This window comes from Geodermatophilus sp. FMUSA9-8 (assembly GCF_037034165.1).
GTDB lineage: Bacteria > Actinomycetota > Actinomycetes > Mycobacteriales > Geodermatophilaceae > Geodermatophilus > Geodermatophilus nigrescens.
Genome location: NZ_JBAGKE010000001.1, coordinates 12565 through 37756, shown reverse-complemented (window position 1 = coordinate 37756; position 25192 = coordinate 12565). Strand labels below are relative to the sequence as shown.

At 76.3% G+C, this 25192-nt stretch carries 22 protein-coding genes; 4 read left to right on the top strand and 18 right to left on the bottom strand.

What is annotated here, in order from left to right:
- Together WA616_RS00170 and WA616_RS00165 are read right to left on the bottom strand one after the other, a co-directional pair.
- Positions 1-837, bottom strand: coding sequence for a carbohydrate ABC transporter permease (locus tag WA616_RS00170; RefSeq protein ID WP_245794427.1), 837 nt, complete (start codon positions 835-837; stop codon positions 1-3).
- A 135-nt stretch (positions 838-972) separates the two neighbouring features.
- Positions 973-2280, bottom strand: coding sequence for an extracellular solute-binding protein (locus WA616_RS00165; protein WP_336026204.1), 1308 nt, complete (start codon positions 2278-2280; stop codon positions 973-975).
- Positions 2281-2579: 299 nt separating this feature from the next.
- On the opposite strand from WA616_RS00165, the gene WA616_RS00160 reads away from it, so the two are divergent.
- Both WA616_RS00160 and WA616_RS00155 read left to right on the top strand, forming a co-directional pair.
- Positions 2580-3587, top strand: a complete 1008-nt coding sequence (locus WA616_RS00160) for a LacI family DNA-binding transcriptional regulator (RefSeq protein WP_336026203.1) — start codon at positions 2580-2582, stop codon at positions 3585-3587.
- A 64-nt stretch (positions 3588-3651) separates the two neighbouring features.
- Positions 3652-6039 (top strand): glycoside hydrolase family 3 N-terminal domain-containing protein, encoded by a 2388-nt coding sequence (locus WA616_RS00155; protein WP_336026202.1) that lies wholly within the window; start codon positions 3652-3654, stop codon positions 6037-6039.
- Positions 6040-6102: 63 nt separating this feature from the next.
- Here WA616_RS00155 and WA616_RS00150 read toward each other — a convergent pair whose 3' ends face one another.
- From WA616_RS00150 to ald, 8 genes are all read right to left on the bottom strand, one after another.
- A complete protein-coding gene (locus WA616_RS00150; protein ID WP_336026201.1) occupies positions 6103-6951 on the bottom strand; it encodes a pseudouridine synthase in 849 nt (282 codons plus the stop codon).
- 60 nt (positions 6952-7011) lie between these two features.
- Positions 7012-7446 carry a hypothetical protein gene (locus WA616_RS00145; protein WP_336026198.1) on the bottom strand — a complete coding sequence of 145 codons (435 nt, stop codon included), beginning with the start codon at positions 7444-7446 and terminating at the stop codon, positions 7012-7014.
- A gap of 43 nt (positions 7447-7489) precedes the next feature.
- Positions 7490-8317 (bottom strand): SMC-Scp complex subunit ScpB, encoded by an 828-nt coding sequence (gene scpB, locus WA616_RS00140; protein WP_336026197.1) that lies wholly within the window; start codon positions 8315-8317, stop codon positions 7490-7492.
- Positions 8314-9165 carry a segregation and condensation protein A gene (locus WA616_RS00135; protein ID WP_336026195.1) on the bottom strand — a complete coding sequence of 284 codons (852 nt, stop codon included), beginning with the start codon at positions 9163-9165 and terminating at the stop codon, positions 8314-8316. The genes scpB and WA616_RS00135 overlap by 4 nt, the downstream gene beginning before the upstream one ends.
- Positions 9166-9314: 149 nt before the next feature.
- Positions 9315-9821, bottom strand: a complete 507-nt coding sequence (locus WA616_RS00130) for a hypothetical protein (RefSeq protein WP_336026193.1) — start codon at positions 9819-9821, stop codon at positions 9315-9317.
- 73 nt (positions 9822-9894) lie between these two features.
- Positions 9895-10800 (bottom strand): ParA family protein, encoded by a 906-nt coding sequence (locus WA616_RS00125; RefSeq protein ID WP_073419668.1) that lies wholly within the window; start codon positions 10798-10800, stop codon positions 9895-9897.
- 199 nt (positions 10801-10999) lie between these two features.
- Positions 11000-11980: a site-specific tyrosine recombinase XerD gene (locus tag WA616_RS00120; RefSeq protein WP_336026190.1), complete on the bottom strand. Its 981-nt coding sequence runs from the start codon at positions 11978-11980 to the stop codon at positions 11000-11002.
- Positions 11959-13062: an alanine dehydrogenase gene (gene ald / locus WA616_RS00115; protein ID WP_442901956.1), complete on the bottom strand. Its 1104-nt coding sequence runs from the start codon at positions 13060-13062 to the stop codon at positions 11959-11961. The genes WA616_RS00120 and ald overlap by 22 nt, the downstream gene beginning before the upstream one ends.
- 183 nt (positions 13063-13245) lie before the next feature.
- On the opposite strand from ald, the gene WA616_RS00110 reads away from it, so the two are divergent.
- Positions 13246-13920: a hypothetical protein gene (locus WA616_RS00110; RefSeq protein WP_336026185.1), complete on the top strand. Its 675-nt coding sequence runs from the start codon at positions 13246-13248 to the stop codon at positions 13918-13920.
- 122 nt (positions 13921-14042) lie between these two features.
- Positions 14043-14657: a fibronectin type III domain-containing protein gene (locus WA616_RS00105; RefSeq protein WP_336026184.1), complete on the top strand. Its 615-nt coding sequence runs from the start codon at positions 14043-14045 to the stop codon at positions 14655-14657.
- Positions 14658-14765: 108 nt separating this feature from the next.
- Here WA616_RS00105 and WA616_RS00100 read toward each other — a convergent pair whose 3' ends face one another.
- The 8 genes from WA616_RS00100 to steA are packed head-to-tail and all read right to left on the bottom strand — an operon-like array spanning position 14766 to position 25183.
- Positions 14766-15365 (bottom strand): NUDIX hydrolase, encoded by a 600-nt coding sequence (locus WA616_RS00100; protein WP_336026182.1) that lies wholly within the window; start codon positions 15363-15365, stop codon positions 14766-14768.
- Positions 15365-17119 carry a CTP synthase gene (locus WA616_RS00095; RefSeq protein WP_336026181.1) on the bottom strand — a complete coding sequence of 585 codons (1755 nt, stop codon included), beginning with the start codon at positions 17117-17119 and terminating at the stop codon, positions 15365-15367. Before WA616_RS00095 ends, WA616_RS00100 begins: the two co-directional genes overlap by 1 nt.
- On the bottom strand, positions 17097-19490 hold the full coding sequence (locus WA616_RS00090) for a hypothetical protein (protein WP_336026180.1): 2394 nt from the start codon (positions 19488-19490) through the stop codon (positions 17097-17099). The genes WA616_RS00095 and WA616_RS00090 overlap by 23 nt, the downstream gene beginning before the upstream one ends.
- Positions 19487-20629 carry a glycosyltransferase family 4 protein gene (locus tag WA616_RS00085; protein WP_336026178.1) on the bottom strand — a complete coding sequence of 381 codons (1143 nt, stop codon included), beginning with the start codon at positions 20627-20629 and terminating at the stop codon, positions 19487-19489. Before WA616_RS00085 ends, WA616_RS00090 begins: the two co-directional genes overlap by 4 nt.
- Positions 20622-22262: a murein biosynthesis integral membrane protein MurJ gene (gene murJ, locus WA616_RS00080; RefSeq protein WP_336026176.1), complete on the bottom strand. Its 1641-nt coding sequence runs from the start codon at positions 22260-22262 to the stop codon at positions 20622-20624. The genes WA616_RS00085 and murJ overlap by 8 nt, the downstream gene beginning before the upstream one ends.
- Positions 22263-22278: 16 nt before the next feature.
- Positions 22279-23103, bottom strand: a complete 825-nt coding sequence (locus tag WA616_RS00075; protein WP_336026173.1) for a hypothetical protein — start codon at positions 23101-23103, stop codon at positions 22279-22281.
- A complete protein-coding gene (locus tag WA616_RS00070; protein ID WP_336026172.1) occupies positions 23100-24050 on the bottom strand; it encodes a copper transporter in 951 nt (316 codons plus the stop codon). Before WA616_RS00070 ends, WA616_RS00075 begins: the two co-directional genes overlap by 4 nt.
- A complete protein-coding gene (steA, locus tag WA616_RS00065; RefSeq protein WP_336026170.1) occupies positions 24047-25183 on the bottom strand; it encodes a putative cytokinetic ring protein SteA in 1137 nt (378 codons plus the stop codon). Before steA ends, WA616_RS00070 begins: the two co-directional genes overlap by 4 nt.
- Positions 25184-25192: the final 9 nt, after the last annotated feature.

Here is a 25192-nt window from a genome sequence, read left to right as displayed (position 1 = left end):
TCAGGCCCCTTCCTGCTGGCTCTGCATGCTGCGGAAGCCGGTCGCCCGGGTGACGACGAGCGAGAGGCCGGCGCCCAGGACGAGCAGCAGCGTGGCGATCGCGCTGGCGTAGCCGAACTCGAAGCCGCTGAACCCGCGGATGTACATGTACAGCGGCGCGATGCGGGTGGCGTCCCCGGGACCGCCGCCGGTGAGGATGAGGATCGTGTCGAAGGTCGTGAACGACCCGACCAGCTGCAGCACCGTCGAGGTGACGACCGTGTACTTGAGCAGCGGCAGCGTGATGGTGAAGAACTGCCGGTAGCGGCCGGCGCCGTCGATGGTGGCCGCCTCGTAGAGGCTGGCCGGGATCCCGCGGGCCGCGGCCTGGAACAGCAGCGTGTGGAACGGGATGTACTGCCAGGCGATCACGAAGACGACCGTGTAGACGACGACGTCGGTGTCACCGAGGAAGTTGAACCGGTCCAGCAGCGGCAGCGACTGGGTGACGCCGAAGTTCGGGTCGAGCACCGAGCGCCACAGCAGCGCGATGGCCGCCGTCGACAGCAGGAGCGGCAGGAAGAACAGCGAGCTGAGGACGGCGCGGTTGCGCTGCCGCCCGGCCGCCCAGACCCCGATCAGGATGGCGATCGGGGTCTGGACGACCCAGGACAGGACCATGAACAGGAGGGTCAGCCCCAGTGCGTCACGCGCCTCGGTGTCCTCCACCAGGCGGCTCCAGTTGCCCGCCCCGGACAGCTCGGGGAACCCGAAGCCCGACCAGTCGGTGAAGCTGAGGAAGACGACCAGCACCATCGGCACCACGGCGAACAGCCCGAAGAAGGCGACTGCCGGCACCGCGTACCACGCGGACGGACGCTGCTGCGCCGCCGGCGCGGAGGTCCGCTGCTGTGTCGTCGGTGCGGACGGACGCTTCTGCGTCGACACCGCGGACGACCCTCGGATGGCCACGATCCGTCGTACTCCGTTCGGTCAGGCAGCCAGGGCGTCGACGAAGCCCTGGGCGTCGATCTCGCCGAGGAAGAAGCGCGACAGCTGCTCGAGCATGACGGTGGCCTCGTCCGCGCTCAGGTCCTGGTCCCAGGAGAGCTGGAAGTTGGCCGCCTCGACCGTCTGGTCGTAGATGAAGGTCGAGTACTCGGCGTTGTCGGTCTCCTGCAGCTGCTCACGGACACCCTGCACCGGCGGGACGTCACCGGCCTCGATGAGGTCGGAGATGTACTCCTCGTCGGTCAGCGCGGTGGTGAGGAACTCCTCGGCCGCCTCGCGGTTCGGGGAGTCGGCGGTGAGCGAGTAGAAGTTCGACACGTTGCCGACCAGGTTCGTCGGGTCGCCCGCGCCGCCGGTCACGGCCGGGAACGGCGCCCAGCCGAGGCCGCCGCCGGTGACGAAGTCGGGGCTCTGGCCGAGCTGGTTGGTGAACTCCCACGAGCCCATCAGGTGGAACCCGGCGTCGCCCTGGGCGAGGATCGTCGAGGCGCCGCCGACGTCGTAGCCGACGGAGGCGAAGTCCTCGCCGAACGCGCCGCGCTCGATGAGGTCCTGCAGCAGACCCATGGCCTCGAGCACCTCGGGCTGCTGCCAGCCGCCGTTCTCGCCGTCGCGGATGTTCTGGAAGACCTCCGGGCCGCCGACGCGGTCGAGCAGGTACTCGGCCCACATGAGCTCGGTCCAGGCCTGGCTGCCGGCCAGGGCGATCGGGGTGACGCCCGAGGCCTTGAGGCCGTCGACGGCGGCCAGCATCTCGTCCCAGGTGGTGGGGACGGCGACGCCCGCGGCGTCCAGGACGTCCTTGTTGTAGAAGAGGACGACCGGCTGCATGCCGCGCATGGGCAGCCCGTAGACGCTGCCGTCGAGCTCGGCGCCGGCGAGCACGCTGGGCAGGAAGGCGTCGCGCAGCTCGGGGTTCTCGTCGAGCAGCGGGGTCAGGTCCTCGATCCGGCCCGCGTCGACGTACTCCTTGAGGTTGCCGCCGCCCCAGTTGAAGAACAGGTCGGGGGCCTGCGGGGAGTTGATCGCGGTGCGCAGCCGCTGCTTGTACGGGTCGTTGCCGAACGTCGCCAGCTCGAAGTCGCCGGCCTCGGAGGACTCGTTGAAGCGGTCGATCGACGCCTGCTCGATCGGGTTGAGGACCGTGTCCTGCAGGGCCCACACCTGGGCGGCGTCGCCGCCGCCACCGCCGCCGCCGGCAGGGCCGGAGGAGCCGCAGGCGACCAGGCTCGCTGCGAGGAGGAGAGCGCCGGCAGTCGCGGTGCCTCGGGTCAGACGCCGGGATGTCATCCCATGGCCGCCTTTCTGTTTCGACGTTGAAGACCGAAAGTTTCGGGGTGGTGCGAGAACGTAAGGCAGGTCACCGGACGTGTCAACGCCGGGGTCCCGATGCGGACGGCGTGTCGCGGGTCACGATCCGGCCTCGTCGCGCGGGCGCGCGGACCGACCAGCGCGGATGGGTCGGGGCTAGCGGTTTCGGAGATGTTTCGATAGCTTCTCGGACCACGATCGTCCGGCACCGACGCCGGTGGGCGGTGTGCCGCTCCCCGTCGCAGGCCGGACCCCGGCGAACCGACGGAGGACGGACAGTGACCGAGCAGACGGCCGGCCGCCCCACCCTCGCGAGCATCGCAGCCGCGGCCGGCGTCTCGCTGCCCACCGTCTCCAAGGTCGTCAACGGCAAGACCGACGTCGCCCCTGCCACCCGGCAGCGCGTCCTGGCCCTGCTCGACCAGTACGACTACGTGCCGCAGGCCCGCCGCGCGGTCGCCGAGCCCGAGAGCCCGCTGGTCGACGTCGTCTTCACCGCCCTGGACAGCCCGTGGGCGGTGGAGCTGCTGCGCGGCATCACCGAGAGCGGGCTGGAGATCGTCCTCGACTCCCTCGCCGCACGGCCGCAGGGCGGGGACTGGGTGCGCTCGCTCATCGCCGGCGGCCGCCGCGGCGCCATCGTCGTCGCCTCCCGGATCACCGCCGCCGACCAGCGCCGGCTGGGCCGCTCGCACCTGCCCGTCGTGGTCATCGACCCGGCCGACATGCCCGGCCCCGACGTGCCCAGCGTCGGCGCCACCAACTGGTCGGGCGGGATGGCCGCCACCGAGCACCTGATCGAGCTGGGCCACCGGCGGATCGCGGTGATCGGCGGGCCCGAGGACTACCTGTGCAGCCGGGCGCGCATCGACGGCTACCGGGCCGCCCTCGACCGCGCCGGCATCCCCGCCGACCCGGCGCTGGTCCGGCACGGGAACTTCCACCACGACGGCGGCTACGAGCGGGCCCGCGAGCTGCTCGAGCTGCCCGACCGCCCGACGGCGGTGTTCGCCGGCAGCGACGAGCAGGCCTTCGGGGTCCTCGAGGCCGCGCGGCAGGCCGGCCTGTCGGTGCCCGACGACCTCTCGGTGGTCGGCTTCGACGACCTGCCGATGGCCCGCTGGTCCTCCCCTCCCCTGACCACCGTCCGCCAGCCGCTGGTCGACATGGGCCGCATGGCCGGCCGGATGCTGCTCGAGCTGATCCACGGCCAGGAGCTCGCCAGCCAGCGCGTCGAGCTGGCCACCGCCCTGGTGCCGCGCGCCTCCACGGCCCGGCGTCCCTGACCTCCCTCCCCCGGCCGGGCGGCACCAGCCCCGGCCGTCCTCCCCGCACGTCTGGAGTCCCCGCGTGACCGACCGTTCCCTGCTCGACGCACCCCCCGCCGGCGACTGGCGGGACCCGGCCCGGCCACTGGCCGAGCGGGTGCGCGAGCTGATGGCGCAGATGACCCTCGAGGAGAAGGTCGCCCAGCTCTACGGCGTCTGGACGACGATCGACCAGGGCTCCGACGGCGGCGCCGACGTCGCGCCGAACCAGCACGAGTTCTCCGAGCCGCTGCCGCCGTGGGAGGAGCTCACCCGGCCGGGCCTGGGCCAGCTGACCCGCGTGTTCGGCACCGTGCCGGTCGAGCCGCTCACCGGCGCGAGGGTGCTCGCCGCCACCCAGCGCGGCATCGTCGAGGGCTCGCGGCTGGGCATCCCGGCGCTCGCCCACGAGGAGTGCCTCACCGGCCTGGCCGCCTGGCAGGCCACCGTCTTCCCGACCCCGCTGGCCTGGGGCGCCACCTTCGACCCGGCCACCGTGCAGCGGATGGCCGCCGGCATCGGCGAGCTCATGCGCTCCATCGGCGTCCACCAGGGCCTCGCGCCGGTCCTCGACGTCACCATGGACGCCCGCTGGGGCCGCACCGAGGAGACCATCGGCGAGGACCCGTACCTGGTCGCGGCGCTCGGCACCGCCTACGTGCGCGGCCTCGAGGGCGCCGGGATCGTCTCCACCCTCAAGCACTTCGCCGGTTACGCAGCCTCCGGGGCCGGGCGCAACCACGCCCCGGTGCGGATGGGCGCCCGCGAGCTCGCCGACGTCGTCCTGCCGCCGTTCGAGACGGCGCTGCGCGAGGGCGGCGCCCGCTCGGTCATGCACTCCTACGCCGCCGTCGACGGCGTCCCGCCCGCCGCCGACCCGGGCCTGCTCACCGACCTGCTGCGCGGCACGCTCGGCTTCGACGGCGTCGTGGTGGCCGACTACTTCGGCGTCTCGTTCCTCGAGACCACCCAGTCCGTGGCCGGCTCCCCCGGCGAGGCCGCGGAGCTCGCGCTGACCGCCGGCGTCGACGTCGAGCTGCCCACCGTGCGCTGCTATGGCGAGCCGCTGCTGGAGCGGCTGCGCTCGGGCGCGGTGCCCGTGGAGCTCGTGGACCGGGCCGTGGAGCGCGTGCTGCTGCAGAAGGGCGAGCTCGGCCTGCTCGACGCCGGGTGGGACCCCGAGCCGCCGGTGCTGCGCGACGGCGGCGCGCTGGACCTCGACCCGCCGCACCTGCGCGAGCTGGCCCGGGTCCTCGCCGAGCGCTCGGTCGTGCTGCTCGACAACCCCGGGGGCGTGCTGCCGCTGGCCGCGCCCGGCCGCCTCGCCGTCGTCGGCCCGTGCGCCGACGAGGTGCTCTCGCTGATGGGCTGCTACGCCTTCCCCAACCACGTGGGCGTCCAGCACCCCGACGTGCCGCTGGGCCTGGAGGTGCCGACCCTGCTCGACGCCCTGCGGGCCGAGTTCCCCGGCGCGACGGTCGACACCGCGCGGGGCTGCCCGGTCCAGGAGATCGACCGCAGCGGGATCGCCGACGCCGTGCGCGCCGCCCGGGAGGCCGACGTCTGCGTCGCCGTCGTCGGCGACAGCTCCGGCCTGTTCGGCCGCGGCACCTCCGGCGAGGGCTGCGACGCCGCGGACCTGGCGCTGCCCGGCGTGCAGCAGGAGTTGCTCGACGCGCTGCTGGAGACCGGCACCCCGGTCGTCGTCGTGCTGCTCACCGGCCGGCCCTACGCGCTCGGCGCGGTCGCCGGCCGAGCCGCGGCGGTCGTGCAGGCCTTCTTCCCGGGCGAGGAGGGCGCCGGCGCGGTCGCGGGCGTGCTCAGCGGCCGGGTGTCGCCCTCGGGGCGGCTGCCGGTGTCGGTGCCGCGCGGCCCGGGCGGGTCGCCGGCCACGTACCTCGCCCCGACGCTGGGCCGCGCCGGCGGGATCAGCTCGGCCGACCCGACGCCGCTGTGGCCCTTCGGGCACGGCCTGGGCTACACCACCGTCGAGTACTCCGGGCTGGAGCTCTCCGGTGACGCCTGGGCCACCGACGGCGAGGTCACCGTCTCCTGCACGGTCCGCAACACCGGCGCCCGCGACGGCGCCGAGGTGGTGCAGCTGTACCTGTCCGACCCGGTGGCGAGCACCGTGCAGCCGCTGCGCCGGCTGGTCGGGTTCGCCCGGGTGGAGCTGCCGGCCGGGGCGTCGGCGCGGGTGTCGTTCCGCCTGCACGCCGACCGGGCGTCCTTCACCGGCCGCGACCTGCGCCGCGTGGTGGAGGCCGGCGACGTCGTCCTGGCCGTCGGCGCGTCGAGCGAGGACCTGCGGCTGCGGGCGACCGTGCCGCTGACCGGCCCGGACCGCGTCGTCGGCGCCGACCGCGTGCTCAGCACCCCGGTGACGGTGGAGACGACGGCCGCGCCGCTGCGGGAGTCCCTGCCCCGCTGAGCGGGCCCCTGCTCCCCCGCCCCGGCCGCGCTCCGGCCGGGGCGGGGTGCCCTCCCGGGCCTCCTAGAGGCCGACGAGCTCCTCGAGCGCCCCGACCTCGGCGCGGCTGAGCCGGCGGATCGAGCCGGTGCGCATGCGCTGCAGCGAGATGGGGCCGACGGCGGTGCGGGTCAGCCGCGAGACCGGCAGGCCGACGGCGGCCAGCAGCCGGCGCACGATGTGCTTGCGGCCCTCGTGCAGCACGACCTCGACGACCGACTGGCCGGCGTGGGTGTCGACCACGCGGAACGAGTCGACCTTGACCGGGCCGTCGTCGAGCTCGATGCCGCCGCGCAGCCGGCGGTGCAGGTCGCGGCCGACCGAGCCCGACACCTGCGCGAGGTAGGTCTTCTTCACGCCGTAGCTCGGGTGGGCCAGCCGGTGGGCGAGCTCGCCGTCGTTGGTGACGATCAGCAGGCCCTCGGTGTCCTGGTCGAGCCGGCCGACGTGCACCAGGCCCGGCGCCAGGTCGCCGATCATGTCGCCGATGGTCGGCCGGTCGCGGTCGTCGCTCATCGCGGTGATCACGCCGAAGGGCTTGTTCAGGGCGTAGGTGACGCGGTCGTCGCGCAGCTCGATGCGCTGCCCGTCGACGGCGATCTTGTCGGTGGCCGGGTCGACGCGCATGCCCTGCACGCGCACGACCGAGCCGTTCACGCTGATCCGGCCGGCGTCGATCATGTCCTCGCAGACGCGGCGGGAGCCGACGCCGGCGCGGGCGAGCACCTTCTGCAGGCGCTCCCCCTCGCGCTCGTCGGGTGCGGCGGCGGGCTCGCGGTCGCCGGGGTGGGCGGGGGCGAGCTCCATGTCCTCCGACCAGCCCTCACCGCCGGGGGTGGCGGGGAGGTCGTCGGGATGCGGTGCGGTGTCCATCCCCCCCATCCTCCCACCCCGGCGCACCCCGGCCGCCTCCGGCGGCGGGCGCCGGAGGGGTCAGCAGTTCTCCTGGCCGAAGGTGTCGACGGCCTCACCGGCGGACACGAGGTCGCCCTGCAGCCGGGTGGCCTCCTCGGCGAGGTCGGTGTTGGCCGACGGGTCGCTCAGGTCGGCCGACTCGATGAGGTCGGTGAAGGCCCGCCAGGAGCTCACCAGGTCGCCCCAGACCTCCTCGGCGTCGGCCGGGGGCTGCACCTCCTCCAGCTTCCCGACGGCCTCGTTCAGCACGTCGGGCGCGCTCTGCGGGTCGGAGTAGACGGCGTTGACGTCGTCGGTGATGTCCGACAGCAGGTCGGGCACCTGCTCGCAGAACGCCTCCAGGCGCTGCTCGTCCGCCGAGGCGCCGCAGCCGGTCAGCAGCAGGGCCGGGACGGCGAGCGAGGCGGCGAGCGTGCGGGCGGCGGTCGTCCGGGCGGTGCGGCGCGAGGTCATGAGCCGACCGTAGCCACGGCGGCACCCGGTGCCACCGGCGGCCTCAGCCCTCCTGCTGCTCCCGGGCGAGCGCGGTCGCGTCGGGCAGCAGCGGGGCCAGCGGCGGCAGCTCGTGCAGCCCGGTGAGCCCCATGCGCTCGAGGAACAGCGGCGTCGTGCCGTAGAGCCCGCCGCCGCTGTCGGGGTCGGTGCCCACCTCGACGACCAGGCCGCGGGTGAGCAGGGTGCGCATGACGCCGTCGACGCCGACGCCGCGGATCGCCGAGATGCGCGCCCGGGTGACCGGCTGCCGGTAGGCGATGACGGCGAGGGTCTCCAGCGCGGCCTGGGTGAGCCGGCTGCGCCCGCCGCCGGTCAGCGAGCGCTCGACGACCGGCGCGAACTCCTCGCGGGTGTAGAGCCGCCAGCCCTCCCCCGCCCGGCGCAGCGCGATGCCGGCCCGCCGGGCGTCGTAGCCCTCGGAGAGCTCGGCCAGCGCCGCCCGCACGCGGGGCACGCCGACCCGCAGCGTGGCCGCCAGCGTCTCCTCGCCGGCCGGGCCCTCGGCGACGAACAGCAGCGCCTCGACCCCGCCGCGCACCTCGTCGTCGTCGAGGTCGTCGTCGAGGTCGTTGTCGAGGCCGGCCTCCGGCTCGGGCGCGGGCGGCTCCGGCATGCCGGGCAGCACCAGCGGCTCGTCGGGGACGGCCGGGACGTCGTCGGCCGGCGGGGCGGGCCGGTCGGCCACCCGTGCGGCGAGCCGCGCGGCGACGGCGTCCCAGACGGCCGGGTCGGCGCCGGCGGCCTCCTCGTCGTCGTCGCGCGTGGCCTCCAGCTCGGCGGCCAGCGCCTCCCAGGAGATCGGCCCGCGCTCGTCCTCCCGCTCGCTCACGAGGCGACCCGCTCGTCGGCGCGGTCGTCCCCCGCTCCCCCGAGGTCGGAGACGGCGGAGACGGTGGCCGGGCCGGTCCACTGCACCTGCAGCTCGCCGAGGGGGGTGGGCTGGTCGAACACGACCCGCTGCTGGCGGTAGAGCTCGAGCAGGGCGAGGAAGCGGGCCACGACCTCCAGCGTGGAGGAGCAGTCGACGGTGAGCGCCCGGAAGCTGACCGCCCCGGCGCCGAGCAGGGCCGCGCGGACGGCGAGAAGCTGCTCGGCCACGCTGACCGGCGGCGCGTGCAGGTGGGTCACGCCGACGGTCGGCGGCTCCTTGGGCGCGAGCGCCCGCGCGGCCAGGGCGGCGAAGCGCTCGGGGGTGATGCCGAGCAGCACCTCGGGCAGCAGGCCGGCGAACCGGGGCTCCAGCGGCGCCGAGCGCGGGAAGCGCCGGACGCCCTCGGCCTCCCGCTCGCGCAGCACCCCCGCGGCCTCCTTGTAGGCGCGGTACTGCAGCAGCCGGGCGAACAGCAGGTCGCGGGCCTCGAGCAGCTCGAGGTCCTCCTCGTCCTCCACCTCGGCGGCGGGCAGCAGCCGGGCGGCCTTGAGGTCGAGCAGGGTGGCCGCGACGACGAGGAACTCGCTGGCCTGGTCGAGGTCGAGCTCGTCGCCGAGCGCCCGCAGGTGGGCGATGAAGTCGTCGGTGACGACCGACAGCGCGATCTCGGTGACGTCGAGCTGGTGGCGGCCGATCAGCTGCAGCAGCAGGTCGAACGGGCCCTCGAAGTTGGTGAGCCGCACGGTGAACCGGCCGGGGTCGGCGACCTCCGGCGCGGCTGCGACCGCGTGCGTTCCCGTGCTCACGGAACGCAAGGCTATCCGCTCCCACCGACAGTTCCGGTCACCCGCGCGGGAGGCGGACTCCGCCGGCCTCCGGACGGCGGCCGGGCGGGGCCTGTGTAGCGCTGATGGCCCCTGGGTCGCCTCCCGCATGCGGGAGGCGGGCCCGGACGTCAGCCCTTCAGGCGGCGGACGAGGACGGAGTCCTCGCCGTTGTCGGCGAGGTCGGCCAGCAGCACCGAGATCGCCTCGCGGACGATCCGGCCGCGGTCGGCGGCGACGCCGTGCTCGGCGCGCAGCGACAGCCGGGCGCTCTCCAGCGCCAGGAGGTCCTCGGCCGAGATGTAGACGGTGATCTTCTCGTCGTGCCGGGTGCGGCCGGCGCCGGCGGCGCGGGCGGCCTTGCCGCGGGTGCGCGCGCCCGGGGCGGGCAGCGTCGCGGGCGCGCGGTAGGCGGCCAGCGGGTCGGCGGGCGCGCCGCCGGGGACGAGGGTGAGCGGGGTCGCGGGCTGCTCGACCTCCGCCTCGGGCTCGGGCTCCGGACGGCGGCGCGGCGAGCGCAGCGCCGGGGAGGCCGTGGCCGACGACAGGTTGGGCAGCTCGGTGACCTCCGCCGCGGGCGGGGTGTCGGTGCGCCGGAACAGCTCCGCAGCGCCCGGGAGCACGGGACGGCGGGTCACGCGACCTCCTCGCTGGCGCTCGTCGGACGCGCTCCGCGACGTCCGCTTGTCATCGGTGAGCTCGCGAGCTCGCTCACAGTGAGATGACCTCCTTCGCCAGGTCGCGGTAGGCGGCCGCACCCGAGGAGGTGGGCGCCCAGGTGGTGATCGGCTGGCCGGCGACGGTGGTCTCCGGGAACCGCACGGTGCGCTGGATGACGGTCCGGAAGACGGTGTCGCCGAAGGCCTCGACCACCCGGCTGAAGACCTCGCGGCAGTGCACGGTCCGCGAGTCGTACATCGTGGCGAGGATGCCGTCGATCTCCAGCGACGGGTTGAGCCGCTCCTTGACCTTGTCGATCGTGTCCACGAGCAGGGCCACGCCGCGCAGGGAGAAGAACTCGCACTCCAGCGGGATCACCACGCCGTGCGCCGCGGTCAGGGCGTTGACCGTGAGCAGGCCGAGCGAGGGCTGGCAGTCGATGAGGATGTAGTCGTACTCGTCGCGCACGGAGTCCAGGGCGCGCAGCAGGGTCTGCTCGCGGGCGACCTCGCTGACCAGCTGGACCTCGGCGGCGGACAGGTCGATGTTGCTGGGCACCAGGTCCAGGCCGGGCACGTCGGTGCCCACGCGGACGTCGGCCAGCGTGGTGCGCCGCTCCATGAGGGCGTTGTAGATCGTGCGGTCGAGCTGCTGCGCGGGGACGCCGAGGCCGACCGACAGCGCGCCCTGCGGGTCGAGGTCGACCAGCAGCACGCGGCGGCCGTACTCCACCAGCGAGGCGCCCAGGTTGATCGTCGACGTCGTCTTGCCGACGCCGCCCTTCTGGTTGCACATCGCGATGACGCGCGCCGGGCCGTGCTGCTTCAGCGGCGGGGGCTCCGGCAGCTTGCGCTGACGCGCGCGGGCCGGGTCCAGCCGCGAGGCGGCCGCACCCATCTCGCCGCCGTCGGCCGGGAGTGCGAGAGCCTGACCGGCCACGTCCCCTCGGATCGCCATGAGTCGCCCTTCCTCCGTGCTCCCCGGCGGTGCCGGCCGCGGTCGGCCGGCCCGGTCCGCTCGGGTCCGGGCACGACGGTAGGGAGATCACCTGCCCCGATCCACGGGACACGCCGGTCGCTGGCGGATCTCGCCCAGGTTCCCGCGTACCGGCGAGTAGCCGTGGGCAGGACCTGCCGAACAGGGCGCCCCGCCGTCGTCAGGACAGGGCCCGCGGGTGGCTGCCCGCGTAGACCTCGCGCAGCTTGTCGACCGTGACGAGCGTGTAGACCTGCGTCGTCGTCACCGACGCGTGGCCGAGCAGCTCCTGCACCACGCGCACGTCGGCGCCGCCGTCGAGCAGGTGGGTGGCGAACGAGTGGCGCAGCGTGTGCGGGGAGACGTGCTCGGCCAGGGACGCGTCGCCGGTGCGCTCCGCCGCCGAGCGCAGGATCGCCCAGGCGCTCTGCCGCGACAGCGGTCCGCCGCGGGCGTTGAGGAACAGCCGCCCGCCCCGGACGCCGCCCCTCCCGGCGGCGGCCAGGGCCGGGCGGGCGCGCACCAGGTACTCCTCGACGGCGCGCAGCGCGAAGCTGCCCACCGGGACGATCCGCTCCTTGCCGCCCTTGCCCGCCAGCCGCACCACCGCCTGGCCGCGGTCGAGGTCGTCGACGGCCAGCCCCACCGCCTCGGAGATGCGCGCCCCGGTGCCGTACAGCACCTCCAGCAGCGCCCGGTCGCGCAGCCCGCGCGGCCCCTCGACCGACCCCGCCGCCTCGATGAGCGCCACCACCGCCTCCACCGGCACCGCCTTGGGCAGCCGCCGCGCCGGGGCCGGCGGACGGACTTCGGCGGCGACGTCGCCGGTGACCAGCCCGTCGAGCAGCGCGAACCGGTGCAGCCCGCGGACGGCGACGACGGCGCGCGCCGCCGAGGTGGCCGACAGCGGCGGGTGCTCGTCGTCCCCGGCGCGCAGAGCGGCGAGGAACCCGGCGACGTCGCTCTCGGCCACCTCCCCCAGCCCGCGCACGCCGGCGCCGGTGAGGAACTGCGTGTACCGCCGCAGGTCGCGGCGGTAGGAGGCGATGGTGTTGGCGGCCAGGCCGCGCTCGACGGTGAGGTGGTCGAGGTAGCCGGACACCACCCGCTCGACGGCGGGACCGGGCGACAGGACGGCGGTCAGGACAGCAGCTCCTCCCACGGCACGGCGGTCATGCCGTGCGCCTCCGCGACCTCCGGCAGCACCACCTCGCCGGCCACGACGTTGACCCCGTGGGCCAGCGCCGGGTCGTCGGCGACCGCCGCCCGCGTGCCCTTCCCGGCCAGGGCCATGACGTAGGGCAGCGTCACGTTGGTCAGTGCGTAGGTGGAGGTGTTGGGGACCGCGCCCGGCATGTTCGCCACGCAGTAGAACACCGACCCGTGCACGCGGAAGGTCGGCTCGTCGTGTGTCGTGGGCCGGCTGTCCTCGAAGCAGCCGCCCTGGTCGACGGCGATGTCCACGAGCACCGAGCCCGGCTTCATCCGCGAGACCAGCTCGTTGCTCACCAGCGTCGGCGCCTTGGCGCCGGGGACGAGCACGGCGCCGATCACCAGGTCGGCGTCGAGGACGGCCCGCTCCACCTCGTAGGAGTTGGAGGTGACCGTCTGCAGGTGCCCGCGGTAGATGGCGTCGGCGGCGCGCAGCTTGTCGACGTCGCGGTCGAGGACGACGACCTCGGCCTGCATGCCCAGCGCGATGGTGGCGGCGTTCATCCCCGACACCCCGGCGCCGATGACGACGACCTTCGCCGCGTAGACGCCCGACACCCCGCCGAGCAGCACGCCGCGGCCGCCGTGCGCCCGCTCCAGGCTGTGCGCCCCGACCTGCGGCGCCATCCGGCCGGCGACCTCGCTCATCGGCGCGAGCAGCGGCAGGGCGCCGTTCGCCGTCTGCACCGTCTCGTAGGCGATGGCGGTGGTGCCCGAGGCCACGAGCGCGTCGGTGCACGCCTTCGACGCCGCCAGGTGCAGATAGGTGAACAGCGTCTGCCCCGCGCGGAGCCGGCCGTACTCCTCCTCGACCGGCTCCTTGACCTTGAGCAGCAGGTCGGCGTCGGCCCAGACGTCGTCGGCGCTGCCGACGATCCGCGCGCCGGCGGCGGTGAAGTCGGCGTCCGGGATGGAGCTCCCCTCGCCGGCGCCCCGCTCGACGAGCACCGTGTGCCCGGCCCGGGTCAGCTCGGTGACCCCGGCGGGGGTCAGCGCGACCCGGTACTCCCTGTTCTTGACCTCGCGAGGCACCCCGACGTGCATGCGATCCGCTCCCGTTCTGCGACGGCCGGGCCGAGGTCGTCGGTCCCGCGCCTGTGACGTGGCTCCCGGTGGGGAACCAGATCGGACCCTAGCCAGCGCCCGCGCTGCCGCCAGTCCGCGCAGCGCCGACGATGGCCCGAGTCCCCGTGCGTCCACCCGGAAGGCTGATCCATGCGCCTGTACGCCGCCCGACCCGACCACCGGCTGCGCCAGCTGCTCGCCGACGCGGGCCTGCTGGCCTGGGTCGTGCTGTGGGTGGTCGTGGCGCGCACGGTGCACGGGGCGGTGCTGGTGCTCGCCGAGCCCGGCCGCGCGGTGGAGGACCTCGGCTCCTCGGTGGCCGACAGCATGGGCTCGGCGGCCGACGCGGCGCAGGACGTGCCGGTGGTCGGCGACGAGCTGTCGTCGCCGTTCGACGCGCTCGGCGACGCCGCGGGCTCGGTGCGCGGCGCGGGGCAGGCCGCGCAGGACGCCGTCGGCACGCTGGCGTTCGTGCTCGCCGTCGTGCTCGTGGTGCTGCCGGTCGGCTGGGCGCTGCTGCGCTGGCTGCCGTGGCGGCTGGGCTGGATCCGCGAGGCGACGGCGGTGACCCGGCTGGCCGGCGGCCGGCACCCGGACCTGCACCTGCTGGCCGCCCGCGCCGTCGCCACCGCTCCCCTGCCCCGGCTGGCCGCCCTTCCGCCGGGCACCGGGGAGGCGTGGCGGGCCGGCGACCCGGCCGCCGTGCGCGCCCTGGCGGCGCTGGAGGCCGGGCGGCTGGGCCTGCGGCTGCCCGCCCCGGACGGCCCCGGGTCGGGCGCCACCACCCCTGGTCCCGGCGCCACCGCTCCCCCGTTCTCGGGTTGACATCGCTCCCGCCGGTGCCGATGTCCCGGGCGGATCGGGAGGTGTCGGTGGGACGAGCGGGACGCACGCGGGGACGACGGCGGGGCCGCCGGGGCGCGTCGGCCGCCGGGATCGCCGGGCGCGTGACCGCCGCCGCGGCCGTCGGGCTGGTGGCGCTGTCGGCGCCCGCCACCGAGATCGCCGCGGAGGTCAGCGCGTCCTGGGCGCCGTTCCGCAACGCCGGCACCGCCGACGGCCCGGAACCCGCGCCGGTGCTCACCCCGCAGGCGGTCACGGCCCTGCCGGAGCCCGCCGTCGACACGCCCGTGCTCGCCCTGCCGGTGCCGCGCCGGATGGACGTCCAGCTGCCCGCGCCGATGGTCCCCCGCGGCGAGCCGCTGGAGGTCACGCCGCCGCCCGCGCAGTGCGGCGGCTACGGCAGCCTGCGGCAGATGCCGCCGGGCGTCGTCCCGGGCCCGGGCTCCGCCACCGTCACCTGGCAGGCCGACGGCCGCGAGACCGTGCAGGGCTACCGCGTGACCGCGGTCAGCCAGCGGCTGGTGGCCGGCGAGCAGCCGGCGCCCCCGCGGGTGGACGCGGCGCAGCGCGCCGACTGCGGCGAGGTGAGCGCGGTGCTCACCGGGCTGACGCCGGGCACGCCGTACGTGTTCTGGCTCGAGGAGGCCGTCCTCGACCTCGACACCCAGGTGGTCGAGTACGTGCAGGTCGGCTGGTCGAGCCCGGTCGTCGTCGGCTGAGCGGCGCCCGCTCACGCGCCGGGCCCCGCCGGCCGGCAGGTCCTCACGCCGACGCTCGTGCCCTGCACACGGTGGTGTGCAGAGCACGAGCGTCAGAGGGAGGAGACCTCAGGTGGCGTCGAGGGGACGCAGCCGCGGCCGCGCGGCGCGGTGCTGGGCGGCGGCCAGCAGGCCGATGACGGCCGCCGAGTTGCGGATCGCGCCGTCGAACACCCGCTGCACCGCGTCGGCCAGCGGCACCCGCTCGATCGTCATGTCGAGCTCCTCGTGCTCGACGGTGAAGCCCTCGGGCCGGCCGACGTCGGACAGGCCCTCGGCGAGGTAGACCAGCACCTGCTCGTCGCAGAAGCCGGGCGTGCTGAAGGTCGTCGTCAGCAGTGACCAGCGCTCCGCCGACAGCAGCGCCTCCTCGGCGAGCTCGCGCTGCCCGGTGAGCAGCGGGGCCTCGCCGTCGGCGTCGCGCAGCCCGGCCGGCAGCTCCCACAGGTAGCCGCCCACCGGGTGCCGGTACTGCCGGACCAGGACGACGTTGTCGTCGTCGTCGAGCGCGACGACGGCGACCGCGCCGGGGTGGCGGACCACCTCGCGCACGCTGTCCCCGCCGCCGGGCATCGCGACGGTGTCCTTGACCAGCCGGATCACCCGGCCCTCGTAGACGGTCTCGGTGCCGAGGACGCGGTAGTCGCCCTCGGCGGCCGGCTCCGTCATCAGATGCCCACCTTCTCGGCCTCGTCGAGCGGCACGGGGAGCCGCGCGGACTCCTGGCGCTCGATCGCCGCGGCCACGAACGCGGCGAACAGCGGGTGCGGGCGGGTCGGGCGGCTCTTGAGCTCCGGGTGGGCCTGGGTGCCGACGAAGAACGGGTGCACCTCGCGCGGCAGCTCGGCGAACTCGACCAGCAGGCCGTCGGGCGAGGTGCCGCTGAACACCAGGCCGGCCTCGGAGAGCCGGTCGCGGTAGGCGTTGGCCACCTCGTAGCGGTGCCGGTGCCGCTCGGTGATCTCCGTGGCGCCGTAGGCGGCCGCGGCCTGCGAGCCCTTGAGCAGCGCCGCCGGGTAGCTGCCCAGCCGCATCGTGCCGCCGAGGCCGCGCTCGCCGGCGATGACGTCGACCTGGCTGGCCATGGTCGCGATCACCGCGTCCGGGGTGTCGGGGTCGAACTCGGCGGAGTTCGCCTGCTCGAGGCCGGCGACGTCGCGGGCGTACTCGATGACCATGCACTGCAGGCCCAGGCACAGGCCCAGCGTCGGGATGCCGTTGGTGCGGCTGTAGCGGATGGCGCCGAGCTTGCCCTCGATGCCGCGTACGCCGAACCCGCCGGGGATGCAGACGCCGTCGACGTCGCCGAGCGCGGCCGCCGCGCCCTCGGGGGTCTGGCACTCGTCCGACGGCACCCAGCGGATCTGCACCCGGCTGCGGTGGGCGAACCCGCCGGCCCGCAGCGCCTCGCTGACCGACAGGTAGGCGTCGGGCAGGTCGACGTACTTGCCGACCAGCGCGATGGTCACCGTCTGCTTCGGCCGGTGGACGCGGTCGAGCAGGTCGCCCCACACCGTCCAGTCGACGTCGCGGAACGGCAGGCCCAGGCGGCGCACGACGTAGGCGTCGAGGCCCTCGCGGTGCAGCACCTTCGGGATGTCGTAGATCGACGGCGCGTCGGGGCAGGCGATGACGCCCTCGGTGTCGACGTCGCACATCAGGCTGATCTTGCGCTTGAGCGCGGTGCCGATCTCGCGGTCGGCGCGGCAGACCAGCGCGTCGGGCTGGATGCCGATGTTGCGCAGCGCGGCCACCGAGTGCTGCGTCGGCTTGGTCTTCAGCTCGCCGGAGGGCGCGATGTAGGGCACCAGCGAGATGTGCAGGAAGAAGCAGTTGTCGCGGCCGATCTCGTGGCGCACCTGCCGGGCGGCCTCGAGGAAGGGCAGCGACTCGATGTCGCCGACGGTGCCGCCGATCTCGGTGATGACGACGTCCACGCCGCCGTCGTCGCCGTCACCGTCGCCGTCCCCTGCCGCGCCGGTCTCGGCGGCGGCGAGGATGCGCGCCTTGATCTCGTTGGTGATGTGCGGGATCACCTGCACGGTGTCCCCGAGGTACTCCCCGCGCCGCTCCTTGGCGATGACGTCGGAGTACACCTGCCCGGTGGTGACGTTCGAGCGCGCGCCGAGGTCGGTGTCGAGGAACCGCTCGTAGTGACCGACGTCGAGGTCGGTCTCGGCGCCGTCCTCGGTGACGAAGACCTCGCCGTGCTGGAACGGGTTCATCGTCCCGGGATCGACGTTCAGGTACGGGTCCAGCTTCTGCATGGTCACCCGCAGGCCTCGGGCGGACAGCAGCGCGCCGAGCGAGCTGGCCGTCAGGCCCTTGCCGAGAGAGGAGACAACTCCACCGGTGACGAAGACGAACTTCGTCGGCTGGGAGTTGTGGAGGAGCCCGCGATCACGTGTTCCAGGTCGACCCACGGGAGGCAACCGTAACACCACCGTCGTCCTCGCCCGCGGTGCCGTCGGCCACGTCCCCCCGGGCGGGGGACGTCGCCGCCAGCGCCACCAGCAGCGGCACCAGCAGCGCCGCGGCGGTGGCCGGCAGCGCCACCCCGGAGTCGTTGACGGCGGCCCCCAGGGCGAGGCTCAGGGCGGTGGCGACCAGCCCCGCGCGCAGCACCGCGGCGTCGGCACGGGCCAGCCCCGAGCCGCCGTCGCGCAGCAGCCCCGGTCCCCGCAGCGGCCCGCGGCCCAGCCGGCCGCGGACCAGCCCGCTGCGGACCAGCCACAGCGCGGCCACCAGCGCCACGGGCAGCAGCCAGGACAGTGCGCTGCCGAGCAGGATGTCGACGTTGGCCTGCGCCTTGCGGCTGACCACCGTCCACGCCTCGCCGGTGAGCAGCTGCTCGACGAACCGGCCGAGGTGGCTGCGCTCGTCGGCCGGGCGCGTCCAGTCGAGGACGGCGAGCGCGCCGACGGCGACCACCCCGGCGGCGAGCACCGCGCCGAGCCGGACGAGGGTCACCCGCACGCCGGTGAGCAGCATCGCCAGCAGCAGGAAGCCGGGCAGCGCCGCGAGCACGCCGCCGAAGTCGCGGCCCAGCGACGGCGTGCCGACGAGCACGGTGGCGAGCGCCCCGGCGCCGAGGACGACCGCCCCGGTGATCCGCCGCTGCCGCCGCCCGCCGTCGTCCCGCCCGCCGTCGTCGCGGCCCCGGCCGGCGCGGCGGCCGGCGGCGGTGGCGAGCACCGCGGTGGACAGCAGCGCGGCGGCGGCGAGCAGGCCGGAGCTCAGGTTGCCGTAGCCGGTGAACCGCCCGGCGACGATCGCGTCGTACCCGAGCAGGCCGTCGAGCTCCAGCGGCGAGCCGGCGAGCACGTCGCCGACGAGGGTGGCCAGGGTGATGCCGAGGACGACCAGCGGCGGGCCGAGCCGGCGGCGCCGCCACGGGCCGAGGAGCGCGAGCGCGGCCACGACGGCGGTGGCCAGCAGCACCGACCCGGCCAGCGCCCACCGCGGCGCGCCGGTGCGCTCCCAGGGCAGCAGCCCGGCGAGGTAGGTGGCCACCGGCAGCGACGCGGCGGCCAGCGCGGCGGCCTCCAGGAGCGGCCGCAGCCGGGGCCGCGCCCGCCCGCGCAGGCCCAGCACGAGCAGGCCGAGGGCGACGACGGCGGCGTCGACGGCGACCAGCCCGACGAAGAAGGTGCCGGTGCTGCGGTGGTGGGTGACGGCGGCGGTGTTGGCCCGCTCGAGCGCGGCGACGGCCTCGGCGGTGCCCGGCCGGCCCTCGGCGACGGCCAGCGGCTGCCCGTTGACCGACGCCGGCCGCTCGGCGTCGAGGGCCCGCAGCACGGTGGGCGCGACGTCGATGAGCTGGGTGAACGGCGCCCGGCCGGTGCTCGCGGAGGTCAGCCAGCCCGGCTCGGTGAACCCCGGCCCGGACGCGATGGCCACGTGCAGCTGCGGGCGGCCGTCGTTGACCTCCGACACGCCGTGGAGGAGCAGCAGCGTCTCGCCGGGCAGGGCGGCGACGGCGGCCCGCAGCCGCGCGACGGCGTCGTCGATGCCGGCCAGCGCCGCCTCGCGGGAGGCGGGCTCGGTGCCGGTCTCGCTGCCCTCGGGGGCGGGGACGCCGGCGTCGACCAGCCCGTCCAGGGACACCAGCGTGAGCGGGCAGGGCTCGAGCAGCGCGGCGACGGCGGCCGGGTCCTCCGGCAGCGCCTCCTCGCGGGTCAGCCCCACCCCCGGCGCGGCCACGGCCAGCGTGGCGGCCCGCCCGACGGCGGTGGCGCAGCCGACGGCGGTGCCCAGGGCGCCGGGTTCGGCGCCGAAGCGGGTCGTGGCCGGGTCCTCGGCGACGGCCCGCACGGCGGTCAGCGGGTCGGCCAGGCCCACCTGCGCGAGCCGCTCCTGCAGGCCGCAGTGCGACAGCTCGGGGCTGGCCGGCGGGCCGGCGGGCACCGGCTCGGGCGACGGCGTGGCGTCGGGCCCGGCCCCCGGCGTCTCCCCGGGCAGCGGCACGGTGGGCAGCGGGACCGGCGGCGCGGCCTCGTCGGGCGCGGGGAAGCGGGCGCGGTTGCCGGCGCCGAGGGTGGCCCAGCCGTCGAGCAGGCAGGTCGTGGAGCGCGCCGCCCGCACCGACCCGGCGCCGATCGGCGAGGTGTCGGCCAGCTCCCAGAGCGCGGGGGTCGCCCCGGGGTCGACGTCGTCCCAGACGAGCCCCGGCACGCCGACGACGAGCACCCGGTCGGCCGAGGGGTCGCCGGCCGCCGCCGCGGAGCCGGCGCCCGGCAGCGCGAGCGCCAGCACCCCCAGCACCGCGAGCAGCAGGACGGCGGCCCGCCTCATGCCGCGCCGCTCTCCGGCGGGCCCAGCAGCTCGCGGTAGACGGCGGCCAGCGTGCGGGCGGTGGCCGCCTCGTCGGGCCAGCCGGCGGCCCGCTCGCGCCCGGCGGCGGCCAGGTCGGCGGCGCGGGCCGGGTCGGCGAGCAGGTCGCGGACCGCGGACGCGAGCGCCGCGGCGTCGCCGGGCGGGACGAGCACCGCGGCGTCGCCGAGCAGCCCGGGCAGCCCGCCGGCGCGGGTGGCCACCAGCGGCGTGCCGGCCCGCAGCGCCTCCTGGGCGGTGAGCGAGCGGGCCTCCCAGCGGGAGGGCAGCACCACGAGGTCGGCGGCGGCGAGCAGGTCGGCGACGTCGTCGCGCCGGCCGAGCAGCGCCACCGGCAGGGACTCGTGGGCGATCCGTGCCGACAGCTCCGCCTCCAGCGGCCCGTCGCCGGCGATCGCGACCAGCGGCCGCGGCTCCCCCGTCCAGGTCGCCGCGGCGTCGAGCAGGACGTCGTAGCCCTTCTGCGGGTGCAGCCGGCCGACGGCGAGGACCAGCGGGCGGCCGTCGGCGAGGCCGAGGCCGGCGCGGACCTCCTCGCGGGTGCGGGTGGGCGGGGGCAGCGCGGGCGCCGACACGGGCGCCACCCGGACGTCGCGGGCGCCGAGGCGGTGCGCGTTCTCCGCGAGGTCGGCCGAGGCCGCCAGCACGACGTCGGCGGCGCGGACGGTGGCCCGCTCGGCCCGCGCGAGCACGCGGCGCAGCGGGCCGGCGCGGTCGGGCAGGGCGTTGTGCAGGGTGACGACGAGCCGGCGCGGCGGCCCGGTGCGCACCGCGGCGGAGGCCACCAGCCCCGCGCGCAGGCCGTGGGCGTGCACCAGGTCGGCGCCGCCCAGCGCGCGGCGCAGGGCCCGCACGGCGCGGGCGTCGGCGAGCGGGTCGAGGCCGGCGGAGATCTCGACCGGGGTGAAGCGGGCGGCGGCGGAGAAGCCGAACAGGGCGTCGGTGGCGGCGGGCCCGCAGACGGTGACCGCGGCCCCCGCTCCGGCGAGCGCGGGCAGCACCGAGCGCAGGTGGGTGCCCACGCCGCCGGTGCTCGTGGCCAGCACCTCGGCGACACGGCGGCCGGCGAGCGGTGCCGGTGCGCCTCCCGCGTCAGTCACCGTGCACCTCCGTCCCCCCGGGCGTCCGCAGCCCGCGCACCGCCGCCAGCAGGGGCCGGCGCGCCGTCCCCATCATGACCGCCGCCGCCACGGCGGTCACGGCCGCGGCGGCGAGCACCCCGGCCCCGACCGCACCGGGCAGCGACCCGCCGGGCACGGGGTCGGCGTCCAGCGCGCGGGCGGTGAGCAGCCCGGCGGCGGCGCCGGCCAGCGCCGCGAGCAGGGCGGGCAGGCCGGTGCGGGCGACGCCGGCCAGCCCGCCGGGCGCCACCCGGGCGGTGACGGCGAGCAGTGCGAGCCCCGCCACGGTGACGCCGGTGCTGTGCCCGGCGGCCAGCGCCAGCGCCCGGTCGGCGGGCGGCAGCAGCGCGGAGAGGACGACGTCGGCGGCGACGGCGAGCAGCCACCCGCCGAGCACGCACGCGGTGGGCGCCTTCCACAGCCCCCGGGCGTACAGCGCGCGGGTGAGCACGGCGACCAGCCCGTAGCCCGCCAGGCCCGGGGCGAAGCCGAGGATCGTGTCGCGCAGCGCGGCGACGTCGGCGTCGGGCCCGCCGACGAGGAACACCCGCGCCATGGGCCCGGCGACGGCGGCGAGCACCGCGGCGGTGCCGAGCGAGGCGACGAGCACCAGCGTGGTCACCGGCGCCAGCGCGCGGCGGTAGCCGGCCTCGTCGCCGGTGCCGGCCCGCTCGGCCAGCAGCGGGTAGGCCGACGTGGCCAGCGGGACCGCGACCGCGGCCCACGGCACCAGGAACAGCGTCAGGCCGGCGGTGTAGGCCACCTGGGTGCCGTCGGGGGCGCCGCTGGCCAGCCGGATCGCCACGGCGGCCACCAGCTGCTGCCCGGCCAGGGTGAGCACCCCGGCCAGCGCCAGCCGGCGCACGCGCGGCGCCGCGCCGACCGGGAAGCGCAGCGACGGGCGCAGGCCCAGCCGCAGCCGGCGCAGCGGCAGCAGCAGCGGCAGGGTCAGCGCGACCACGCCGAGCGTCGTCCCCACCCCGAGGACCAGCTCCGCCGGCGTCGAGAGCCCCTCGACGTCCCGGGAGCCGCCCAGCCACGCGAACAGCGCGTACGCCCCGGCGACGACGACGCTCGACACCAGCGGCGCGACGGCGGGGGCGGCGAACCGGCGGTGCGCCTGCAGCACGCCGGTGAGCACGACGGCGAGCCCGTAGAGCACCACCTGCGGGGCGAAGACGAGTAGGAAGCGGGCGGCCAGCGCCACCTCGGCGTCGGTGCCGGCGCCGAGCAGCAGCCGGGCGATCGGCTCGGCGAGCAGCGCGAGCAGCGCGGCCAGCGGCACGAGCACCAGCAGCGTCCAGCCGAGCAGCGCGCTCGCCGTGCGGCGGACCTGCTCGCGGTCGCCGGTGGCGATGCCGCCGGCGAGCATGGGCACCACGAGGGAGGCCAGCGCTCCCCCGGCCACCACCTCGAAGACGATGTTCGGGACGGTGTTGGCGGCGGTGTAGGTGTCGCCGGTGCTGTCCAGCCCGACGGCGTTGGTGAAGACCAGCGTGCGGCCGAACCCGGCCAGCCGGGCGAGCACGGTGAGGACGGCGATGAGGAGCGCCGCGCCGGCCACGCCCTGGGCGACCCGGCGTCCGGTCGTCGCCGGCCCCGCGGTGCTCACGCCGGCCCCGCGGTGCTCACGCCGGGCGGCGGCCGAGCCGGTCCAGCTCGCGCAGCCCGGGGGTGGCCTCGATGACCCGGGTGAAGCTGACCCGCTCGCTCGCGAGCGTGAGGGCGGTGACGACGGCGAGCGCGCCCGCCCGCGCGGGCCGCGAGGGCACCTGCGACAGCCGCAGGCCCAGCAGCGCGCCGAGCGCGTTGGCACCGGCGTCGCCGAGCATCACCCTCTCGCCGAGGTCGTCGGGCAGCACGGCGAGCGCGGCCCCGAGCGGGCCGGCCACCAGCCCGCCCGCGGGACCGCCGAGGCCGGCCGCGGCGGCGATCGCCCCGGCCTTGGCCGCGCGGCCGGGGCGAAGGTCGAGCAGGTTGACGAGGTTGGCGGTCCCGGCCACCAGGCCGGTGGTGAGGACGGCGTCGGCGAGCCCCCGCTCGCGGCGGGTCAGCAGCGCGGTCACGGCGGCCGCCGCGCCGATGCCGGCGACCTTGACCGCCCCGGCCGACACCCGCCCGGCGCGCAGCGCCCGCAGGTGCCCGGCCAGGCCCTTGTCCCGGGCCTGCTCGGGCCGGGCACCGGCGAGGTCGTCGTAGCCGCCGACCAGACCCGACACAGCGCCCGCCACGACGGCGGCGACGCGGGTGCCGGCCGGCGCGCCGAGGGCGGCACCGGCGGTCGCGGCGGCGGCCAGTGCCGGCCCGCCGAGCAGGGTCACCGGGCGGCCGGCGTAGTTGGTGCGCCGCCAGGGCGCGCCGGCAGGGCGGGCGTCCAGCGCGCGGCCCGCGGCCAGGCCGGCCCGGGCGGCGGCCGCCCCGGCCAGCGCCGCCAGGACCGGGCGGGCGGTCACGGGGTCGTGTCCGGCACCGGCGGCACCGGCTGGGCGTCCTCCCCGGTGCCGTAGGCGCCGGAGGTGCCCTCGCTCTCGCTGCCCAGCGCCAGCACGGTGCTGACCTGGCCCGAGGGGCTGGTCACGTTGTCCACGGTGGAGACGGCCGCGGCGGTCTCGGGGTCGGCGCGCACCACGCCGACCAGACCGTCCTCGCCCGCCGACGCGGCGTCGCCGGCCACCACGGCGCCCGAGCCCGCGGCGTCGAGGGCGGTGACCAGGTCGAGCAGCACGCCGTTGCGGTCGGCGGCGTCGTCGCCGGAGACCGTGCCGGAGGTGAGCACCACGGCGAAGTCGGCCGGGGTGAGCGAGGCGGAGTCCTGGGTGAGGACGTCGAGCGCCTGCAGCCCGGCGACCACCGTGGACACCCCCGCGGCGTCGGGCGCGGGCCCGCCGGCCGGGACCATGAGCACCTCGGCGAGCAGCGCGCCGACCAGGCGGCCGGTGTCGTCGGTCTCGGGCAGCTCGACGCCGGCGGGGCGGCCGGCGGGCGTGGTCACGTAGCTCTGCAGCGCCGGCTCGCTGGCGGGGTCGCTGTACTCCGGCGCCAGGGTGAGCTGGCCGGCCACCGTGCCGCCGGCCTCGGTCACCAGCGCGGTGACCTCCTCGACGGTGTCGGTGGTGACGTCCTCGGAGGCCACGACGAACAGGACGCTGCGGCCGGCCAGGGCGCCCTGCACGAGGGCGGGGGCGACGGCGGACTCGAACGCCTGGCTGCCGTCGACCTGGGCCTGCAGGCCCTGGGTGGTGTCCTCGAGCTCGCGCTTGTCCTCCTGCAGCGAGGTGACCTGGCCCTGGAGGTTGTCCAGCAGCGGGCCCGACAGCTGGGTCGCGCCGATCACCAGCCCCAGGGCGATCGCGAGGAACACCGCGATCAGGGAGACCAGGTGGTAGCGGAAGTCGATCACGAGAAGAGGTTCTCCAACCAGAACACGAAGCTGTCCCACTGGTCGACCAGCAGGTCGAGGTAGATGCGCCCGGCGGTGGTGACGGCCACGGCGGCGACGATGGCGACCAGCGCGGCGAGCACGAGCACGACGAGCGCGGCGGTCGAGATGCGGCTGCGGTACAGGCGGCTCACGCCCTTGGCGTCGACGAGCTTGCCGCCCAGGCGCAGCCGGGTGAGGAACGTCGAGGCCATGCCGCCGCGGCCCTTGTCGAGGAACTCCACGAGGGTGGCGTGCGTGCCGACGGCGACGATCAGCTTGGCGCCCTTCTCGTCGGCCAGCAGCATCGCGATGTCCTCGCTGGTGGCCGCGGCCGGGAACGTGATCGCGTCGACGCCGAGGTCCTGCACGCGCTGCAGGCCGGGGGCGCGGCCGTCGGCGTAGGCGTGCACGACCACCTCGGCGCCGCTGCGCAGGACGTGGTCGCTGACCGAGTCCATGTCGCCGATGATCATGTCCGGCTGGTAGCCGGCCTCGACCAGCGCGTCCGCGCCGCCGTCGACGCCGACCAGCACCGGCCGGTAGTCGCGGATGTAGGACCGCAGCGCCTGCAGGTCCTCCTTGTAGTCGTACCCGCGGACGACGACGAGGACGTGCCGGCCCTCGATCGCCGTCCTGACGTCGGGGACGCCGACGCCGTCGAGCAGCAGCGCGCGCTCGCGCTTCATGTACTCCATCGTGTTGGTGGCGAACGCCTCCAACTGCGTGGACAGCCCGGCCTTCGCCTCGGCCATGGCGGCGGCGACGGTGTCCGGGGTCTGCTCGGTGCCGGTGGCCGCCTGCTGGCCGTCGGGGCCGTAGAGGACGTTGCCCTCGACGCGGACCTGCGCGCCCTCCTTGAGCGCGGCGAAGACCTCCTTGCCGACGCCGTCGACGAGCGGGATCCCCGCGGCGGTGAGGATCTCCGGGCCGAGGTTCGGATAGCGGCCGGAGATGCTCGGCGCGGCGTTGACCACGGCACCGACCCGGGCGGCGACGAGGGAGTCGGCGCTCACGCGGTCGATGTCGACGTGGTCGATGACGGCGATGTCGCCGGGCCGCAGGCGCTTGGTGAGGTTCTTCGTGCGACGGTCCAGCCGGACGGTGCCGCTCACCCCGGGTTC